Annotated in this window: 12 protein-coding genes; 10 read left to right on the top strand and 2 right to left on the bottom strand. The window is 64.5% G+C overall.

The features are described from left to right. Positions 1 to 18: 18 nt before the first annotated feature. Positions 19 to 813, top strand: coding sequence for a cyclic nucleotide-binding domain-containing protein (locus tag SFA35_RS04335; RefSeq protein WP_320575569.1), 795 nt, complete (start codon positions 19 to 21; stop codon positions 811 to 813). A 184-nt stretch (positions 814 to 997) separates the two neighbouring features. On the opposite strand, the gene sfsA is transcribed toward SFA35_RS04335, so the two are convergent. Together sfsA and SFA35_RS04325 are read right to left on the bottom strand one after the other, a co-directional pair. Beyond that, the gene (sfsA, locus tag SFA35_RS04330) at positions 998 to 1714 is read right to left on the bottom strand and encodes a DNA/RNA nuclease SfsA (protein ID WP_320575567.1); all 717 of its coding nucleotides are present in this window, start codon (positions 1712 to 1714) and stop codon (positions 998 to 1000) included. Continuing rightward, a complete protein-coding gene (locus tag SFA35_RS04325; protein ID WP_320575565.1) occupies positions 1711 to 2886 on the bottom strand; it encodes a pyridoxal phosphate-dependent aminotransferase in 1176 nt (391 codons plus the stop codon). Before SFA35_RS04325 ends, sfsA begins: the two co-directional genes overlap by 4 nt. A 259-nt stretch (positions 2887 to 3145) precedes the next feature. Here SFA35_RS04325 and dksA point away from each other — a divergent pair, with 259 nt between their 5' ends. The 9 genes from dksA to panC all read left to right on the top strand — a co-directional run bounded on the left by dksA (position 3146) and on the right by panC (position 13706). Beyond that, positions 3146 to 3589 carry an RNA polymerase-binding protein DksA gene (gene dksA, locus SFA35_RS04320; protein ID WP_320575562.1) on the top strand — a complete coding sequence of 148 codons (444 nt, stop codon included), beginning with the start codon at positions 3146 to 3148 and terminating at the stop codon, positions 3587 to 3589. An 81-nt stretch (positions 3590 to 3670) separates the two neighbouring features. Beyond that, positions 3671 to 4558, top strand: coding sequence for a tRNA glutamyl-Q(34) synthetase GluQRS (gene gluQRS / locus SFA35_RS04315; protein WP_320575560.1), 888 nt, complete (start codon positions 3671 to 3673; stop codon positions 4556 to 4558). A 90-nt stretch (positions 4559 to 4648) separates the two neighbouring features. After that, a complete protein-coding gene (locus SFA35_RS04310; protein ID WP_003250005.1) occupies positions 4649 to 4825 on the top strand; it encodes a hypothetical protein in 177 nt (58 codons plus the stop codon). Then, the gene (locus SFA35_RS04305; RefSeq protein WP_320575557.1) at positions 4809 to 7763 is read left to right on the top strand and encodes a sensor histidine kinase; all 2955 of its coding nucleotides are present in this window, start codon (positions 4809 to 4811) and stop codon (positions 7761 to 7763) included. The genes SFA35_RS04310 and SFA35_RS04305 overlap by 17 nt, the downstream gene beginning before the upstream one ends. Positions 7764 to 7785: 22 nt before the next feature. After that, positions 7786 to 9219 carry a sigma-54 dependent transcriptional regulator gene (locus tag SFA35_RS04300; protein WP_320575555.1) on the top strand — a complete coding sequence of 478 codons (1434 nt, stop codon included), beginning with the start codon at positions 7786 to 7788 and terminating at the stop codon, positions 9217 to 9219. Positions 9220 to 9948: 729 nt separating this feature from the next. Continuing rightward, positions 9949 to 11340 carry a polynucleotide adenylyltransferase PcnB gene (locus SFA35_RS04295; RefSeq protein WP_320575552.1) on the top strand — a complete coding sequence of 464 codons (1392 nt, stop codon included), beginning with the start codon at positions 9949 to 9951 and terminating at the stop codon, positions 11338 to 11340. Then, positions 11340 to 11825 carry a 2-amino-4-hydroxy-6-hydroxymethyldihydropteridine diphosphokinase gene (folK, locus tag SFA35_RS04290; RefSeq protein WP_320575550.1) on the top strand — a complete coding sequence of 162 codons (486 nt, stop codon included), beginning with the start codon at positions 11340 to 11342 and terminating at the stop codon, positions 11823 to 11825. Before SFA35_RS04295 ends, folK begins: the two co-directional genes overlap by 1 nt. Positions 11826 to 12054: 229 nt before the next feature. Continuing rightward, positions 12055 to 12855 (top strand): 3-methyl-2-oxobutanoate hydroxymethyltransferase, encoded by an 801-nt coding sequence (gene panB / locus SFA35_RS04285; protein WP_320575548.1) that lies wholly within the window; start codon positions 12055 to 12057, stop codon positions 12853 to 12855. After that, complete coding sequence (gene panC / locus SFA35_RS04280) at positions 12852 to 13706, top strand: pantoate--beta-alanine ligase (RefSeq protein ID WP_320575545.1); 855 nt, start codon at positions 12852 to 12854, stop codon at positions 13704 to 13706. Before panB ends, panC begins: the two co-directional genes overlap by 4 nt. The last annotated feature ends 178 nt before the right edge of the window (positions 13707 to 13884 follow it).

Below are 13884 nucleotides of genomic sequence, written 5' to 3'. Positions count from 1 at the left end.
CAGTCAAGAGAATCGCTTATGTATCTACTCGGAGAGCAGCCAGCCTACGCCGACGCGTGGGTCAACCGGCTGCAGGCCATCGCGCCGCAACTCCTGCAAGGCCTGGCACCCTGCGCGAGCGCGGTGGATTTCGACGAAGTGGCCGACCTCGGCGCGGTGCTGGACCCGGCCTGCATCTATCTGGTGGAGCGTGGCCTGGTTCACATCCGCCTGAACGAGCGCAACCTGTTCTACCTCCACGAGGGCGACCTGCTGGGCTGGCGCCTGGACGACCAGCCCCCGCACTGTGTTTCGAGCAGCGACGGCCCGCTGCGGCTCGTGCCCTATTCGCGCAGTGCACTGCTGGCCCACGTCGGTGCGCAACCGGCCGCGCAACAGCTGCTGGTTGAATACCTGACCGGGCACGCCCTGCTGCTGAGCGACGCCATTACCCGTCTCAAGCAGCCGGAGTTCCGCAGCTCCAACGGCTTCAAGCAGGTCGCCCAGGGCGAGACGTTGATCAACGAAGGCGACGAGGCCGATCACGTGTTCGTGATCATCGAAGGCCGTGCCGAAGCCTTCGTCGACGGGCAAAAAGTCGGTGATGTGGCCAAGGACGAAATCTTCGGCGCCATGGCGGTGTTCACCAACGAAAAGCGCAGTGCCACAGTGATCGCCAGCGAGCCTTGCACGGTGATGCTCATCCCGCGCGACCAGTTCCTCAGCCTGACCCAGACCAACCCGCGCATTGCCCACAGCCTGATCGAAAGCATGGCCCGGCGCATCGACCTGCTCAACCGCCAACTGACCGCAGCGACCCAGCCTGTCGACTGAGCGGATGTAAATAGTTCTCAATAAAGCTTGACGATGAAATGAGAATGGTTATGATTACCACATCCAGTCGCGAGACTGGGTGTCAATTCGGAAGGACCTTGGTCGGACCTTCCAGATTGTCTCCTCATCAGGCTAATCACGGTTTTTGACCCGGTTTTTAACCGGGTCTTTTTTTGCCCGCGATTCAGCGCGTCAGCCCGACCACCTCGAGCCTGCGGTCGATGTAGATCTGCTCGGCATCCAGGTACACGCCATACGCCAGCACCTCGACACCCTCGGCCACCGCCGCCCGCAGAGCGTCGCTGTAGGCCCAGTCGATCTCGTCCGCCGTGCGCACCGCCGAAACCCCGCTCAGGTTCACGCAATACAGCTGCACCGCCCGGATACCCTGGCGCGCCAGCGAGGCCAGCTCGCGCAGGTGCTTGGCGCCGCGCTGGGTGACCGCGTCGGGAAAGGCCGCCACGGCGCTATCAGCGAAGCCCAGGGTCACGCTCTTGACCTCGACATAGGCCGGGCCTTCGGGGTATTCCAGCAGAAAGTCGATACGGCTGCGCTCTTCGCCATAGGCCACCTCGCGCCTGAGCCCATGAAACCCGGCCAGTTCGGCAATTCGCTCGGCACGCAGGGCCTCCTCGACCAGGGCGTTGGCGCGCCCGGTATTCACGCATGCCAGCCGCCCCTGTGGCGTTTCGGCGATTTCCCAGGTGCCGGGCAGCTTGCGCTTGGGGTCGCTGGAGCGGCTGAACCAGACCTTGCCGCCCTCCAGCATGCAATTGAACATCGACCCGGTATTGGGGCAGTGAATGGTGATCTGCTCGCCACTGGCCAGCTCGATGTCGGCCAGAAAGCGCTTGTAACGTTTGATCAGGCGCGCCTCCTCCAGGGCCGGCAGGAAGATCATCGCGCCGCCCAGCTCTTGAGCCCGCGAGCGATGCGCTCGACCGCCTGCTCCAGGCGCGGCAGGCTCTGCGTGTAGGCAAAGCGCACGTGATGGCTGGCCTGGTAGCGGCCGAAGTCCAGGCCCGGGGTGAAGGCCACGTGCTCGGTTTCGAGAAAATGCTGGCAGAAGCCAAAGGCATCGCCGCCGAAGGCGCGGATATCGGCGTACAGGTAGAACGCGCCCTCGGGCTCGACGGCAATGCCGAAGCCCAGTTCGCGCAGGGCCGGCAACAGGTAGTCACGGCGCCGGGCGAATTCGTGGCGACGCTGCTCGAGAATCTCCAGGGTCGCCGGCTCGAAGCAGGCAAGCGCCGCGTGCTGGGCCATTGACGGGGCGCTGATGTACAGGTTCTGCGCGAGCTTTTCCAGCTCCGGCACGGCAGCGGGGGGCGCAACCAGCCAACCCAGACGCCAGCCGGTCATGCCGAAATACTTGGAAAAACTATTCATGACGAAGGCTTCGTCGTCCACTTCCAGCACGCTGGGGGCGTCCATGCCATAGGTCAGGCCCTGGTAGATCTCGTCCACCACCAGGTGGCCCTGGCGCTCCTTGATGGCCCGCGACAGGCTGGCCAGCTCTTCACGGCGTAGCACCGTGCCGGTGGGGTTGGCCGGCGATGCCAGCAGGGCACCGACGCTGTCCGAATCCCAGTGGCTCTCCACCAGCGCGGCCGTCAGCTGGTAGCGCACCTCCGGCCCGACTGGCACCAGCTGCGCGGCCCCCTCGACCAGGCGCAGGAAATGACGGTTGCACGGGTAGCCGGGGTCGGCCAGCAGCCAGTGCTTGCCCGGGTCGACCAGCAGGCTGGCGGCCAGGAGCAAGGCGCCGGAGCCGCCTGGGGTCACCAGAATGCGCTGCGGGTCGATGTCCAGGCCGTGGCGCCGCTGGTAGAACCCGGCAATCGCTTCGCGCAGCGCCGGCAGGCCACGGGCGGCGGTATAGCGCGTGTGGCCGTTGGCCAGGGCGGCCTGCCCGGCCGCGACGATGGGCGCTGCAGTGCTGAAGTCCGGCTCGCCGATCTCCAGGTGAATCACGTCGTGCCCTGCCGCCTGCAGTTCGTTGGCGCGGGCCAGCAGCGCCATCACGTGGAAAGGTTCGATGGCGCGGCTGCGCGCACTGTAGGGCTGGGCCATGGGTATTCCTTGCAAGCGGTAAAAAGGCGTGGCTAAAAATATCGATTCTACCGAACGTTTCCGGCGAACGTTTCCTTAAAGCACAGATCGATATCAACCACGTTCCAGCGACAGGCCACACGGCCACAGGCTCGACAACCGGGAGTAGCGCGCCCCGATTCGATCTGGTAAGTTCGCCGGCTTGCAGTCGCAGGGCCGGCGGGTGTCGGAGATGGAGCATCCTGCGCAATGGATTAGTAGAGCGAGAGGCGGTCAATTCATGCCCACCAATGAAAAGCAACAGAGCAGTCAGCTTGTGCAAGGCTTCGAACCCTACGTAGAGAGCAAGGGCGAGGAGTACATGGGTGAGCCCATGCGCAAACACTTCACCAAGATCCTGAACAAGTGGAAACAGGACTTGATGCACGAAGTGGATCGCACTGTGGACCACATGAAGGACGAAGCCGCCAACTTCCCGGACCCCGCCGACCGCGCCAGCCAGGAAGAAGAATTCAGCCTCGAACTGCGTGCCCGCGACCGCGAGCGCAAGTTGATCAAGAAGATCGACAAGACCCTGCAACTGATCGAAGACGAAGAATACGGCTGGTGTGAATCCTGCGGCATCGAGATCGGCATCCGCCGTCTGGAAGCCCGCCCGACCGCAGACCTGTGCATCGACTGCAAGACCCTGGCGGAAATCAAGGAAAAGCAGGTCGGCAAGTAAGCCACCGGTTTTTCGCTTGAACCATCAAAGGGCGCCTGGAGCGCCCTTTTTTGTTGCTCATAGAGGCCAAGATCGCTCCCCATGACGGCTTATATCGGACGCTTCGCCCCCACCCCCAGCGGCTTTCTGCACTTCGGCTCGCTGGTGGCCGCCCTCGCCTCCTGGCTCGATGCCCGCGCCGCCAGTGGCCGCTGGCTGGTGCGCATGGAAGACCTCGATCCGCCACGCGAAGTCGCCGGTGCGCAAGCCGGGATCCTTCAAGCCCTGGAGAACTACGGCCTGCACTGGGACGGTGAGATCGCCTACCAGAGCGCCCGGCATGCCGCCTACGAGGCGGTGATCCAGCGGTTGTTCCAGCAGGGTCTGGCCTATGCCTGCACCTGCTCGCGCAAACAGCTCGAGGGATCGAACGGCATCTACCCGGGCACCTGCCGCAATGCCGGCCACTCGCCGGAGAACGCCGCGATCCGCGTGCGGGTGCCCGAGCTGGCCTATCATTTCCTTGACCGGGTGCAGGGCCGTTTCGAGCAGCATCTGGGGCGCGAGGCCGGTGATTTCGTGATTCGCCGCCGCGATGGCTTCTATGCCTATCAACTGGCGGTGGTGCTGGACGACGCCTGGCAAGGGGTCACCAACATCGTCCGCGGCGCCGACCTGCTCGACTCCACCCCGCGCCAGCTGTACCTGCAGGAATTGCTGGGGCTGGCCCAGCCGCGCTATCTGCATGTGCCCTTGATCACCCAGCCCGATGGCCACAAGCTGGGCAAGCGCTACCGCTCGCCGCCCTTGCAGGCCGAACAGGCCGCGCCGTTGTTGTGGCGCGCGCTGCGGGCGCTGGGGCAAATCGCGCCGGACGACTTGCGCGCGGCCTCGGTGGACGACGTACTGGCCTGGGGTGTGGCGCACTGGGATGCCGGATCGATTCCCCGAGTGCCGGTGCTGCCGGAGGCCGGCCTGCCGACCCTGTGAGGCGGCTCGGTTGCGCAAGGATAAGGCGCCCATTTGCAGGCGACAGCGCTTCCGTTACCATCGCCCGCACCTTTTCACCCAGAGGCCGCCATGTACATCTACCGTTTGGTCCTGCTGCTGGTGGTAGGTATCTACCTGTTCTCCCCCGCCATCATGGATTGGTGGATCGAGCCCACGGGGGCCTGGTATCGACCGTATCTGCTCTGGCTGATTCTGATCGTGGTGACCTTTATCCTGCAGAGTCAACGAGATGCCGATGAGCTTTAGCCTCACCCAGATGTTGCTGGTCAGCGCCGCCTACCTGCTGGTGCTGTTCGCGGTAGCCTGGGTCAGCGAGCGCGGCATGATCCCCAAGGCGATCATTCGCCACCCGCTGACCTACACCCTGTCGCTGGGGGTCTACGCCAGCGCCTGGGCCTTCTATGGTTCGGTGGGCCTGGCCTACCAGTACGGCTACGGCTTTCTCGCCTGTTACCTGGGGGTGTCGGGCGCCTTCCTGCTGGCGCCGGTGCTGCTCTACCCGATTCTGAAGATCACCCGCACCTACCAGCTGTCGTCACTGGCCGACCTGTTCGCCTTTCGCTTTCGCAGCACCTGGGCCGGCGCCCTGACCACGGTGTTCATGCTGATCGGCGTGCTGCCGCTGCTGGCGCTGCAGATCCAGGCAGTGGCCGATTCGATCAGCCTGCTGACCCGCGAGCCGGTGCAGAACCGCGTGGCCCTGGCCTTCTGCGGACTGATCACGCTGTTCACCATCTTCTTCGGCTCCCGTCACATCGCCACCCGCGACAAGCACGAAGGGCTGGTCTTTGCCATCGCCTTCGAGTCGGTGATCAAGCTGGTCGCCCTCGGCGGCGTCGGCCTGTACGCCCTGTACGGGGTGTTCAACGGCCCCCACGAGCTGGAGCAATGGCTGCTGCAGAACCAGACGGCGCTCGCCGCCTTGCACACCCCCCTGCAGGAAGGGCCGTGGCGGACCCTGCTGCTGGTGTTCTTCGCCTCGGCCATCGTCATGCCGCACATGTACCACATGACCTTCACCGAGAACCTCAACCCGCGCTCGCTGGTCAGCGCCAGCTGGGGCCTGCCGCTGTTCCTGCTGCTGATGAGCCTGGCCGTGCCGCTGATTCTCTGGGCCGGCCTGCGCCTGGGGGTAACCACCGACCCGGAATTCTTCACCCTTGGCATCGGCATCGCCGCCAACCAGCCGGCGCTCGCCCTGCTGGCCTACGTCGGCGGGTTGTCGGCGTCCTGCGGGCTGATCATCGTCACCACCCTGGCGCTGTCGGGCATGATGCTCAACCACCTGGTACTGCCGCTCTACCAGCCGCCCGCCGAAGGCAACATCTACCGCTGGCTGAAGTGGACCCGGCGCGGCCTGATCGTCGCCATCATCCTCGCTGGCTACAGCTTCTACCGCCTGATCAGCGCCCAGCAGGACCTCGCCAACCTGGGCATCGTGGCCTTCGTCGCGACCTTGCAGTTCCTCCCCGGGGTACTCTCGGTGCTGTACTGGCCGACCGCCAACCGACGCGGTTTCATGGCCGGGCTGCTGGCCGGCACCCTGGTGTGGATGCTGACCATGCTGCTGCCGCTGATCGGCAACCTGCAGGGCTTCTATATCCCGCTGTTGAACATGATCTACGTGCTCGACGACACCAGCTGGCACATGGCGGCCATCGCCTCGCTGGCGGCCAACGTGCTGGTGTTCACCCTGGTCTCGCTGTTCACCGATGTCAGCAGCGAGGAAGCCAGCGCCGCCGAAGCCTGCGCCGTGGACAACGTGCGCCGCCCGCAGCGGCGCGAACTGCACGCCGTGTCGCCCCAGGAATTCGCCACCCAGCTGGCCAAGCCATTGGGCGCCAAAGCCGCCCAGCGCGAAGTGGAACAGGCCCTGCGCGACCTCTACCTGCCGTTCGACGAGCGCCGCCCCTATGCCCTGCGCCGCCTGCGCGATCGCATCGAGGCCAATCTGTCCGGGCTGATGGGCCCCAGCGTTGCCCAGGACATGGTCGAAACCTTCCTGCCGTATAAAAGCGGCAGTGAAAACTACGTCACCGAAGACATCCACTTCATCGAAAGCCGGCTGGAGGACTACCACTCGCGCCTCACGGGCCTGGCTGCCGAACTCGACGCCCTGCGCCGCTACCATCGCCAGACCCTGCAGGAGCTGCCCATGGGCGTCTGCTCGCTGGCCAAGGATCAGGAGATCCTGATGTGGAACAAGGCCATGGAAGACCTGACCGGCATCGCCGCGCTGCGGGTGGTCGGCTCGCGGCTGTCGACAATCGCCGAGCCGTGGCAGGCGTTGCTGCTGGGCTTCATCAACCGCCCCGACGAACACCTGCACAAGCAGCGCCTGGGCCTGGACGGCCAGACCCGCTGGCTGAACCTGCACAAGGCGGCCATCGACGAACCCCTGGCGCCCGGCAGCAGCGGCCTGGTGCTGCTGGTCGAAGACCTCACCGATACGCAGATGCTGGAAGACAAGCTGGTGCATTCCGAGCGCCTGGCCAGCATCGGTCGGCTGGCGGCAGGTGTCGCCCATGAGATAGGCAACCCGATCACCGGCATCGCCTGCCTGGCGCAGAACCTTCGCGAAGAGCGCGAGGAAGACAGCGAAATCACCGAGCTGAGCAGCCAGATACTCGAACAGACCAAGCGCGTGTCACGCATCGTGCAGTCGCTGATGAGCTTTGCCCACGCCGGCAGCCACCAGCACAGCGACGAACCGGTGAGCCTGGCCGAAGTGGCGCAGGACGCCATTGGCCTGCTGGCGCTGAACCGACGCAATTTCGAGGTGCAGTTCTACAACCTGTGCAACCCCGAGCATTGGGCCGTCGGCGACCCGCAACGCCTGGCGCAGGTGCTGATCAACCTTCTGTCCAATGCCCGTGACGCCTCCATTGCCGGTGGCGCGGTGCGGGTCAAGACCGAAGCCAGTGAACATACCGTCGACCTCATCGTCGAAGATGAAGGCAGTGGTATTCCGAAAAACATCATGGACCGCTTGTTCGAACCCTTCTTCACCACCAAGGATCCGGGCGAGGGGACCGGGCTGGGGCTCGCTCTGGTCTATTCCATCGTGGAAGAGCATTATGGACAGATCACCATCGACAGCCCGGCCGATATCCAGAGCCAGCGAGGCACCCGAATCCGGGTCACTCTGCCGCGACATGTCGTAGCGACGTCCGCTGTGAACTGAGACCGTCGAGAGAATCGAATCAATGCCTCATATTCTGATCGTCGAAGACGAAACCATCATTCGCTCTGCCCTGCGCCGCCTGCTCGAGCGCAACCAGTACCAGGTCAGCGAAGCCGGTTCAGTGCAGGAAGCACAGGAACGTTTCACCATCCCCTCGTTCGACCTGATCGTCAGCGACCTGCGTCTGCCTGGCGCCCCCGGTACCGAGCTGATCAACCTCGGCCAGGGCACCCCGGTGCTGATCATGACCAGCTACGCCAGCCTGCGCTCGGCGGTCGACTCGATGAAGATGGGCGCGGTGGACTACATCGCCAAGCCCTTCGACCATGACGAGATGCTGCAGGCCGTGGCGCGCATCCTGCGCGACCGGCAGAGCACGCCGAGCGTGGCCGGCGAGCGCCCCACCGGCAAGGCCCTTGCCGACAAGAGCCTGAGCGCCGGTGCCAATGGCGAGATCGGCATCATTGGCTCGTGCCCGCCGATGCTCGACCTGTACAGCAAGATCCGCAAGGTCGCACCCACCGACTCCAACGTGCTGGTGCAGGGCGAATCCGGCACCGGCAAGGAGCTGGTGGCCCGCGCCCTGCACAACCTGTCCAAGCGCGCCAAGGCGCCGATGATCTCGGTCAACTGCGCGGCCATTCCCGAGTCGCTGATCGAGTCCGAGCTGTTCGGCCACGAAAAGGGCGCGTTCACCGGCGCCAGCGCCGGCCGTGCCGGGCTGGTGGAGGCGGCCGATGGCGGTACGCTGTTTCTCGATGAAATCGGCGAGTTGCCGCTCGAAGCCCAGGCACGCCTGCTGCGGGTGTTGCAGGAAGGCGAGATTCGCCGGGTCGGTTCGGTGCAGTCGCAGAAAGTCGACGTACGCCTGATCGCGGCCACCCACCGTGACCTCAAGAGCCTGGCCAAGGTCGGGCAGTTCCGCGAAGACCTGTATTACCGCCTGCACGTCATCGCCCTGAAACTGCCGGCCCTGCGCGAGCGTGGCGCCGACGTCAATGAAATCGCCAACGCCTTCCTGGCCCGCCAGAGCGCGCGCCTGGGGCGCACCGACCTGCGCTTCGCCGCCGATGCCGAGCAAGCCATCCGCCACTACTCATGGCCTGGCAATGTCCGCGAGCTGGAGAACGCCGTCGAGCGTTCGGTGATCCTCAGCGAGACGGCGCAGATATCCGCCGAGCTGCTGGGCATCGACATCGAACTGGGCGACCTGGACGACAATCCTTTCGCCAACCTGCCCTCGCAGCAGGTACACAATTCGGCGACGCCGGGGCAGGAGCCAACCGAAGACCTGTCCCTGGAGGACTACTTCCAGCACTTCGTGCTCGAGCATCAGGACCACATGACCGAGACCGAACTGGCGCGCAAATTAGGCGTGAGCCGCAAGTGTCTGTGGGAACGTCGCCAGCGCCTGGGCATACCGCGACGCAAGGCGGGCGTGGCCAGCGAAAGCTGATACGTTTCAGCGATTTACATCTGCTAACACTGTTACCCCGGGGTAACGTTGACAAACTGTTACCCCGTCATCCTCTCGTAACAAACCTCGGGTTTTAAGGTAACGAATCGGTGACCTTCCCGGGCACCTCCTCTCTCGCAAAAAGCTCAAAGCCCCGGTTTCCGGGGCTTTTCCAAAGTTGGCACAGCTCCTGCTATATCTCTGGTACAAGAACAACAAAAACCCTGTAACCCATAATAAAAACAAGACGAATCGACTCACGCATAACAAGAACAACACGGCGGAGACGTAGCTAACTGATTCTTTTGGAGAGGCGTTGTATTTGGGGCTTGCCCCACACCCAGGCCGAGAACAACAAAAACTGCACTCATAGCAGGGCCCGTACTGGTTGGATCGATTGATCATTGCAATTCAGCGACCAAAGCAATCCGTTTGCTCTTGACTCCCGACTAGGGAGCAGCCACAGGCCAAGGCCTCGTAGGCTGGGCGATCAACAAAAACAAGAAGCCCGACAAAAAAATAAAAAGAGCACGCAACTACTTCTGGGGGAGCTTCGGCTCCCCTTGTAGTTTCCGGCTTTCAGCCCTCTCCATCCGGCTCATCGCCAGCGCAGTTCCTCCCCGCGCTTTCGGCGTCCTACACCATCCCTCGACTAAATGCTAGAATCCCCGCCCATCCATGCGGTCATTCCTGGTTTTTGGCCGAAAATTCCTTCAAACAGTGCATCCCATGCTGAAGAAGCTGTTCCAGTCACTCCGTACTCCTGTGCACGTGACGCACCATGTGCGCACCACGCCTGAAGTCCTCACCAGCAGCCAACACTCGCTGCAGCGCGGCCAGTTCAGTCGCCATGCCGTGGGCATCGTCGAGCGCCTGCAAGGTGCCGGCTACCAGGCCTACCTGGTCGGCGGCTGCGTGCGCGACCTGCTGCTGGGCATCACGCCCAAGGACTTCGACGTCGCCACCAGCGCCACCCCCGAGCAGATCCGCGCCGAGTTTCGCAACGCGCGAGTGATCGGTCGGCGCTTCAAGCTGGTCCACGTGCATTTCGGTCGCGAAATCATCGAGGTCGCCACCTTCCGCGCCAATCATCCCCAGGATGAAGAGGAAAACAGCAACCACTCCTCGCGCAACGAGAGCGGTCGCATCCTGCGCGACAACGTCTACGGCACCCTTGAAGACGACGCCCAGCGCCGCGACTTCACCATCAACGCGCTGTACTACGACCCGGTCAGCGAGCGCATCCTCGATTACGCCAATGGCGTGCACGACATCCGCAACCGCCTGATGCGCCTGATCGGCGATCCCCAGCAGCGCTATCAGGAAGACCCGGTGCGCATGCTGCGGGCGGTGCGCTTCACCGCCAAGCTGGATTTCGGCATCGAGAAACACAGCGCCGCACCGATCCGCGAACTGGCGCCGCTGCTGCGCGAGATCCCCTCGGCCCGGTTGTTCGAGGAAGTGCTCAAGCTGTTCCTCGGTGGTAACGCCGCCGACACCTTCGAGATGCTGGTCGACCTGCAGCTGTTCGATGCGCTGTTCCCGGCCAGTGCCGAGGCCCTCGAGCAACGGCCGACCTACACCCACACGCTGATCAGCCAGGCCTTGATCAACACCGACCTGCGCATCAAGCAGGGCAAGCCGGTGACCCCGGCCTTCCTGTTTGCCGCCCTGCTCTGGCCTGCCTTGCCGGCCCGCGTGCTGCGTCTGCAGGCCAAGGGCATGCCGCCGATCCCGGCCATGCAGGAAGGTGCTCACGAGCTGATCGCCGAGCAATGCCAGCGCATCGCCATTCCCAAGCGTTTCACCATCCCGATCCGCGAGATCTGGGACATGCAGGAGCGCCTGCCACGGCGCAGCGGCAAGCGTGCCGACCTGTTGCTCGACAACCCACGCTTTCGCGCCGGCTACGACTTCCTGCTGCTGCGTGAAAGCGCCGGCGAGGAGACCGACGGCCTGGGTGAATGGTGGACCGACTACCAGGACGGCAACGACAGCGAACGCCGGCAGATGATCAAGGACCTCGGTTCGCGTGAAGACGCCCCGGGCGTGGCGCGCAAACGCAAGCGCAGCCCGGCCAAGCGCAAGCGCGCCGACGGCGAGCCGGACCTGTTCGAATAATGAGCGAACGAGTCTTCGTCGGCCTGGGCAGCAACCTGGCCGAACCTGCCGAGCAACTGCGCCAGGCGTTCGCCGCTCTGGGGCAGTTGCCGGCCACGCGCCTGGCCGCCACCTCGGCGCTGTACGGCAGCGACTCGTTGCTGGCCGGTCAGCCGCGCTACACCAACGCGGTGGCCGAGTTGCACACCGAGCTGGCGCCGCTGGCCCTGCTCGACGCCCTGCAAGGCATCGAGAACGATCAGGGCCGCGTGCGCCTGGAGCGCTGGGGCCCGCGCACCCTGGACCTGGACATCATTCTGTTCGGTGAGCGGCTGATCGACGAGCCGCGCCTCAAGGTGCCGCACTACCACCTGCAGGCGCGGGCCTTCGTGCTGTATCCGCTGGCGGAGTTGGTGGACGAGGGGTTTGTCCTGGCGGACGGGCGGGCCCTGGCGCATCTGCTGGCCGAATGTCCATTGAACGGGCTGCAGCGGCTGCAGGCCTAGCGGGCCGCTCCTGCGACCACGAGGTGCTGGCAAGCCGCACACGCCCGATTGACTTCCCCTCACCTCATCACGACTATAGGCGGCGCGCCGGGCCAGGAGCTGGCAAACGGCGCGAAACCAACCGGAACCCGTCGCTTTCAAAACATCACGACAGAGGATGTCGTGTTCCGGACACGAACAATACGCTTGCACGCGGCGGCCCGCCCGGCGCCGGGCCGAGGAGCCTTCGATGCCTGATATAACCCTGACCACCCTGCAAAGCCTCAAGGCACGCGGGGAGAAAATCACCATGCTGACCTGCTACGACGCGACCTTCGCGCACGCCGTCAGCCAGGCCGGGGTCGAAGTGCTGCTGGTGGGCGATTCGCTGGGCATGGTGCTGCAGGGTCATGACAGCACCCTGCCGGTGAGCAACGACGACATGGCCTACCACGTAGCCTGCGTCAAGCGCGGCAACCGTGGTGCCCTGATCGCCGCCGACCTGCCCTTCATGGCCTATGCCACGGTCGAGCAGGCGCTGCGCAACAGCGCCCAGCTGATGCAGGCCGGCGCGCACCTGGTCAAGCTCGAAGGCGCCGCCTGGCTGGGCGAGACCGTCAGCCAACTGACCCAACGCGGTATTCCAGTGTGCGTGCACCTGGGCCTGACCCCGCAGTCGGTCAATGTGCTGGGCGGCTACAAGGTGCAAGGCCGCCAGGAGCAGCAGGCGCGTCAGCTGCGCGATGACGCCGTGGCGCTGGAAGCCGCCGGCGCTGCCATGCTGCTGCTCGAATGCGTGCCCAGCGCGCTGGCGGCCGAGATCACCCAGGCGGTGAGCATCCCGGTGATCGGCATCGGCGCCGGCAGTGCTACCGACGGCCAGGTGCTGGTGCTGCACGACATGCTCGGCCTGTCCCTGAGCGGCCATGTGCCCAGGTTCGTGAAGAACTTCATGGCCGGCCAGGCCGATATCCCCAACGCCCTGGCGGCCTACGTCAAGGCCGTGAAAGAGGTCAGCTTCCCCGCCATCGAACACGGATTCAACGCATGAACACGGTCAAGACCATTCGCGAACTGCGCTCGGCCGTCGCCCGTGCGCGCAGCCAGGGCAAACGCATCGGCTTCGTGCCGACCATGGGCAACCTGCACGCCGGCCATGTGGCGCTGGTGACCAAGGCGGCGCAACAGGCCGACTTCGTGGTCGCCAGTATCTTCGTCAACCCGCTGCAGTTCGGCCCCAGCGAAGACCTCGACAAGTACCCGCGCACCCTGGCCGCTGACCAGGAAAAACTGCTGCAGGCCGGCTGCAACCTGCTGTTCGCCCCTGGCGTTGATGAAATGTACCCCGACGGCATGAGCGCGCAGACCCTGGTCAGCGTGCCCCGCGTTTCCCAGGGCCTGTGCGGCGCCAGCCGACCCGGGCATTTCGATGGCGTGGCGACGGTGGTCAGCAAGCTGTTCAACATGGTCCAGCCGGACCTCGCCGTGTTCGGCCAGAAGGACTACCAGCAGCTGGCGGTGATCCGCGCCGTGGTGCGCGACCTCAACATGCCGATCAAGATCATCGGCGAACCCACGGTGCGCGACAGCCACGGCCTGGCCCTGTCGTCGCGCAACGGCTACCTCAACCCCGAACAGCTGGCTGTGGCACCGGTGTTGTACCGCACCCTGAAGGCGGTGGCCGACGCCATTCGTGGCGGCGAGCGCGACTACCCGCAGCTGTTGGCGCGGTACGCCGAGCAGATCCGCGCCGCGGGCCTACTGCCCGAGTATCTGGAAATTCGTCACGCCCACGACCTGCGCCCGGCCACCGAGCTGGATCGCGACCTGGTGATCCTGGTCGCCGCAGCGCTGGGCAAGACCCGTCTGATCGACAACCTGCACCTGGAGCTGGACGCCTGAGCCGCGCCGCGCCCGGTATTGTAAAAAAGTACCGGGCTTGTTCATCCGCAGGCGCAGACAAGCAGGCTGCGGGCGTTTAATGTGGGCCTGATGCCCACACATGCGTACCGCTGATGCCGATCGATCGATTGCAATGAATTTCACGCAACCCTAGCGAGTCGTTGATTGTCCATAAACT

This window comes from Pseudomonas sp. HR96 (assembly GCF_034059295.1).
GTDB lineage: Bacteria > Pseudomonadota > Gammaproteobacteria > Pseudomonadales > Pseudomonadaceae > Aquipseudomonas.
This window is presented reverse-complemented; position numbering and strand designations above follow the sequence as displayed.